2 protein-coding genes and 1 pseudogene are annotated in these 3,519 nt (G+C 64.0%); all 3 read right to left on the bottom strand.

What is annotated here, in order from left to right; all coding sequences use genetic code 11:
• A pseudogene (locus EOA22_RS27935) lies at positions 1–277 on the bottom strand (hypothetical protein); the annotation flags it as partial.
• An 88-nt stretch (positions 278–365) separates the two neighbouring features.
• The gene (locus tag EOA22_RS27930; protein WP_024503551.1) at positions 366–2,690 is read right to left on the bottom strand and encodes an NADP-dependent malic enzyme; all 2,325 of its coding nucleotides are present in this window, start codon (positions 2,688–2,690) and stop codon (positions 366–368) included.
• Between the two features lie 177 nt (positions 2,691–2,867).
• On the bottom strand, positions 2,868–3,519 hold a 652-nt coding region (locus EOA22_RS27925), incomplete at its 5' end, for an SDR family oxidoreductase (RefSeq protein WP_127390376.1).

The following is a 3,519-nucleotide window of genomic DNA, read 5'->3' as shown; positions in this document are numbered from 1 at the left end:
GATTGAGGGTGCGGCCAAACAGCGAAAAACCGCACCCGGCCTGGCTCGCCTGGCTGCGAGCCTTCGAAATCTGCTCATGCTGCCTGGCAATCGCGGAATCGTATTTCCGGACTAGCGCCGGACCGCCACCGCCGCCGCGCGAGGACGCGGCAAGATCGGCTTCCAACTGGCGGCAGACCCGCGAAGCAGCCTGTGGCTCGGCTACTCCCCAGGTTGCGGACAACAGCAGGCCAAGCAGCACGACAGCATGCGCCTGCTTCCACCCTCCGCTTGCCATCCGCCCAAACTCCGCCTTCCAAATCGGCTGTTAGCCCCGCAAGGCTACCGTGTTCGCGGTTAACTGCAGTTTACCGCGAAATCCGTGTTCAGCCCAGATTGACGACCGCTTGTGCCTTGTGGGCGGCTTCGACCACGGCAAGCGCCGTCATGTTGACGACGCCGCGCGAGGTGACAGACGGCGTCAATATATGCGCCGGCATGTCGGTGCCGAGCAGGATCGGCCCGACATGTAGCGCATCCGTCATGGTTCTGAGCGCCGTCAGCGTGATGTTTGCCGAATCGAGGTTGGGGAACACCAGCAAATTGGCTTCGCCCTTCAGTCTCGAATGGGGATAGACGCGCTGGCGCAGGTGCTCCGACAGAGCAGTGTCCGCATGCATCTCGCCATCGCATTCAAGGTCAGGCGCGATGCGCGCCAGGATCGCCGCTGCTTGCCGCATCTTCAGGGCGCTGGGCGAATCGCGCGAGCCGAAATCGGAATGCGACAAGAGTGCTGCCTTCGGCTCGATGCCGAAGCGCTGGATTTCTTCCGCCGCCAGCACCGTCATCTCGGCGATTTCTTCCGCCGTCGGGTCGACGGAGACGTGGGTGTCGGTCAGAAAGATGATGCCGCGCTGCGAGATCAGCATGGAAAGCGTCGACAGGTCGTGGTCCTTGATGCCGGCGCGGGGGCCGATGATCAAGGTGACGTTGCGCAGATGCCGCTCGAATCGACCTTCGAGGCCGCAGACCATGGCGTCGGCATCGCCGCGTTTCAGCGCAAGTGCTGCGATCACCGTGTTGTCGGTGCGCACCATAGTGCGCGCGGCTTCCGTCGTCACGCCACGCCGGCCGGCGAGTTCGATCAAAAGGTCGACATAGTGGCGGTAGCGCGGATCGTCTTCCGGGTTGATGAGGCCGAAATCGACCCCGGGCTTGATGCGCAGGCCGTAGCGCTTCAGGCGCACTTCGATGACGTGCGGGCGGCCGATCAGGATCGGCTCGGCGATGCCTTCCTCGAGCACCACCTGGGCAGCCCGCAGCACGCGCTCATCCTCGCCGTCGGCATAGATGACGCGCTTGGCGCTCGATGCCTTGGCGGACGAGAACACCGGCTTCATCACCAGGCCGGAGCGGAAGACGAAGCGGTTCAGCTTGTCGATATAGGCGGCAAAGTCGGTGATCGGCCGCGTCGCGACGCCGGTGTCGCAGGCTGCCTTGGCGACCGCGGGCGCTATGCGCAGGATCAGCCGCGGATCGAAGGGCGAAGGGATCAGGAATTCAGGGCCGAAGATCGGCGTCTCGCCGGAATAGGCGCGGGCCGCGACGTCCGAAGGTTCCTCGCGTGCGAGCGCTGCGATTGCCCGCACCGCCGCCATCTTCATCTCCTCATTGATGGCGCTGGCGCCGCAGTCGAGCGCACCGCGAAAAATGTAAGGAAAACACAGTACGTTGTTGACCTGATTGGGAAAATCGGACCGGCCGGTGCAGATCATCGCATCCGGACGCGCTGCACGCGCTATTTCCGGCATGATCTCCGGATTGGGGTTGGCCAGCGCCAGGATCAGCGGCTTCGGCGCCATGTGCTGGAGCAGTTCCGGCTTCAGTACGCCTGCCGCCGACAGGCCGAGGAAGACGTCGGCGCCCGAAATGACGTCGGCCAGCGTGCGCGCCTCGGTGTCCTTCACATAGGGGTCTTTCCAACGATCCATCTCATCGGTGCGGCCCTTGTAGGCGACGCCGAAACGGTCGGTGACCCAGATGTTTTCGACCTTGGCGCCGAGCGAGACCAGCAGGTTGAGGCAGGCAAGGGCGGCAGCCCCGGCGCCGGAGGTGACGATCTTGATGTCCGATATGGTCTTGCCGGCGAACTCCAGCCCGTTGAGCACGGCGGCAGCGACGATGATGGCGGTGCCGTGCTGGTCGTCGTGGAACACCGGTATGCCCATGCGGGCCTTCAGCTGTTCCTCGACCTCGAAGCATTCCGGCGCCTTGATGTCCTCGAGATTGATGCCGCCGAAGGTCGGCTCGAGGGCCGAGATCGTCTCGACCATGCGCTCGATAGCGGGCGCGTCGATCTCTATGTCGAAGACATCGATGCCGGCGAACTTCTTGAACAGGACGGCCTTGCCTTCCATGACCGGTTTGGAGGCCAGCGGGCCGATATTGCCGAGGCCGAGCACGGCCGATCCGTTTGTGACGACACCGACCAGATTGGCGCGTGCGGTGTAGTCGGCGGCGGTCGCCGGATCGTCGCGGATTTCCAGGCAGGGGGCGGCGACGCCGGGGGAATAGGCGAGCGCGAGGTCGCGCTGATTGCCGAGCGGCTTGGTCGCCTGTATCTCGAGCTTTCCCGGCCTTGGGTGCTTGTGGAAGTAGAGGGCGGCTTCGTCGAGGTCCGAACGTGCCGTCTTTTTGCTCTCGCCTTCCATGCGGCCGCTCCCTCGAAATCTGCCTGGAGATTCCCTTTTAGCATGCAGCCGTGGTTTTTCGCGACGCTAATTGACGCGCCGGCGGCAATACCCGGCGGCGCGTAGAAAGTATTGAACAATCAAATACTTATAACGATTGTCTGACGGACGGATCCGACCGTTTCACGGATAAGTTGATCAAAAGGCGCTGACGTAAAGACCACCATCGACCGGTATGTTCTGCCCGGTCAGATAGCCGGCGTGGACCGAGCACAGGAAGGCGCAGATCTGGCCGAATTCCTCCGGCGTGCCGAGCCGCTTGGCCGGAACATCGGCGCTGATGCGGGTCTTGCGCGCGGCTGCGGCCTGAGGGCTTTCGACTGTGCCGGCCTCATGCGGGCCGCGCAGCCGGTCGGTGTCGAGCTTGCCCGGCAGAAGGCTGTTGATGGTGACGTTGCGGTCGACAACCGTTCTGGCCACGCCGGCAAGGAACGAGGTCAGGCCGGCACGCGCGCCGGACGACAGGTCGAGGCCGGGAATGGGCACATAGACCGACAGCGAGGTGATGTTGACGATGCGACCGAAGCCGCGCGCCGCCATGCCGTCCAGCACGGCCTGCACGAGCTCGATCGGAGTCACCATGTTCTGGGTAACGCCTTCGAGGATCTTTTCGCGATCGAGCGTGCGGAAGTCGCGAAGCGGCGGTCCGCCATTGTTGTTGACCAGGATGTCCGGCTCGGGGCAAGCCACGAGCAGCGCCTTCTGCACCTCCGGCTTCGAGACGTCGCCGACGACTTCCGTCACCGTGACGCCATAGCGCTCGCGCAACTCAGCGGCGGTTTTCGCCCCC

Source organism: Mesorhizobium sp. M7A.F.Ca.US.014.04.1.1, from assembly GCF_003998745.1.
GTDB classification, from domain to species: Bacteria; Pseudomonadota; Alphaproteobacteria; order Rhizobiales; family Rhizobiaceae; genus Mesorhizobium; species Mesorhizobium ciceri.
The sequence above is the reverse complement of the archived record's forward strand: the minus strand, read 5'-3'. Positions and strand labels throughout refer to the sequence as shown.

What these genes read in the sequence shown, in the direction of transcription:
- EOA22_RS27930 (WP_024503551.1), bottom strand. Translation starts at nt 2,690, where the DNA reads ATGGAAGGCGAGAGCAAAAAGACGGCACGTTCGGACCTCGACGAAGCC.